Consider the following 1,829-nt stretch of genomic DNA (forward strand, 5'->3'; position numbering starts at 1 on the left):
ATGTAGTCGGCGGGGTCCATCACCATACCTATGTAAGGGTGGATGGGATTGAAAGGGGGAGCTGTCGTCACATGGACGTCAACCCCGACTACCATAGTGATATGACTGTCCGCAAGTAACATAGTATAATAAAAAAATAATCGGCACTATGCGTACATTATTGGTTTTGATTCAAGTAATTTCATTAACTTTTACTTAATTCAATTTCCTCAAGAACTGGAGAAAAATCAAGTTTTTCTCCACCTTTAGTTATTTTCCCAGACTGATATCTAAGCATTAAAGAATATGGAGTAATGCCATTATTATCTGCAATAAACGGATCAATTCCTTTTTTGACTAAATTTAATAATAATTCTTTATCTCGTGGATGAAATTGTAAAGCTATTCTTAGAGCATTCTTACCTACTTTATCAGTTGCATTAGAATCAATTTTCGGATCATTTAGCAAAAAATTTATCATCTCCGTATTATGAGCACGAATTGCAGCAAATAATGGTGTTGAACCATTATTGTCTTGTTGATTAATGTCTGCGCCTAAATCAATCAGTTTTTTTGCAAATTCATTCTTTCCCTCTTCTATTGTATTTGTCAAAAAACTACGACCATCTCTATCGACGCTATCTATACCATATTTTTTTAGAAACTTCTCTATATTTCCAAAATCCTCTTGTAATATAAGAGGATATAATTGAGTGTCATCAAATCTATTCATATTTTATTGCAATTTATTTACACGTTGTTTTTGTCTTCGGTAATTCATGTCTATGACTCATGTTTTCTGAAGGATCTTCAATTTGGTATAAATTTGGATCGTTCATTCTGTCATTAAACTGCTGTTGAGTTAACCCTTCTGCTTCAGCTTTAGCTTTCTCTCTCCAGAACTCATGCCCCGGTCTATGTCCCAAATGGTATTCTCCTTCTGCTATACTATAACTTCGACGTTTACCACCTTGTATTTGGATATCTGGGTTATTGGCATCAACAAATCGTCCATCAACTACATCTGCATCTAATTCTACTGATTGTCTGGTTGATTTTCTTATATATGGCCGTCTTAAATATAATCCAAAAATATCCAACCATGTGTTCACATCCTGCACATACCCGTAGAGTGTCGGGTTGTTTCCCGCCAACCCGATGGGGTCAGAAGAAATGTACATACCCATATCCGGTGAGTAGTACCTGAACCTGTTGTAATACAGCCCCGTTTCTCCATCCTCGTACTGTCCCTGATAGCGGAACGGCACGAGCGTTCGGTCCCCATGGCATTCCGCCACCTTGCCGTACACATCCAGCAGCATCTCCCAGACAAGCTCTCCCTTGCTGTTGTATGCCTGCGTCGGCGTACCCAGGTAGTCATGCACTATCGTGTAGCGTTCCCCGTCCGTGACCTTCGCCACAGGCGTGAACGACGTTCCGTCATACACCCATGTCACAAGACCCTCCGGCTTCTCCGTGCCGTCGTATTCCTTGCGCCCGGTCTCGTCCGTGACGAGCCTCGGTTTCCGGACTTCGTCGGTGTCCCATTCATGCAGCACCACATTGCCGTCCCAGCCGAAACGGTGTACGTTGTTGCCCGTCCTCTTTGACACCCGTCTGCCGAGGGCGTCATAGCCGAACATGACCGTCCTTCCGTCGGGAGTCCTCACCCCGGCAAGCATACCGTTGGCCTGCCACTCGTAGCAGGTGTCACCCGGCTGCCAGCAGGCGAACGGGTCGGTCTCAAGGCTGTTGTCCTTGTTGTCGGCATCATCCGCAGAGAACAGCATACCGAGCCATCCTTTCTTTCCGGTATGCCCGTTGTTTTCCGGAACGGACACATTCCTGCG

2 protein-coding genes are annotated in these 1,829 nt (G+C 44.1%); both read right to left on the reverse strand.

Features of this window, described 5'->3' with window-relative positions; translation table 11 throughout:
- Positions 1 to 184: 184 nt before the first annotated feature.
- Positions 185 to 712, reverse strand: coding sequence for an ankyrin repeat domain-containing protein (locus NBH07_RS22405; RefSeq protein WP_234237822.1), 528 nt, complete (start codon positions 710 to 712; stop codon positions 185 to 187).
- A gap of 13 nt (positions 713 to 725) precedes the next feature.
- Positions 726 to 1,829, reverse strand: a 1,104-nt coding sequence (locus NBH07_RS22415; protein WP_284706161.1) for a GH-E family nuclease, incomplete at its 5' end; no start/stop codon positions are given.

It is taken from the genome of Parabacteroides sp. B2-S-102 (assembly GCF_023656665.1).
In the GTDB taxonomy this organism is placed as follows: domain Bacteria; phylum Bacteroidota; class Bacteroidia; order Bacteroidales; family Tannerellaceae; genus Parabacteroides; species Parabacteroides distasonis.

What these genes read in the sequence shown, in the direction of transcription:
- NBH07_RS22405 (WP_234237822.1), bottom strand. Translation starts at nt 712, where the DNA reads ATGAATAGATTTGATGACACTCAATTATATCCTCTTATATTACAAGAG.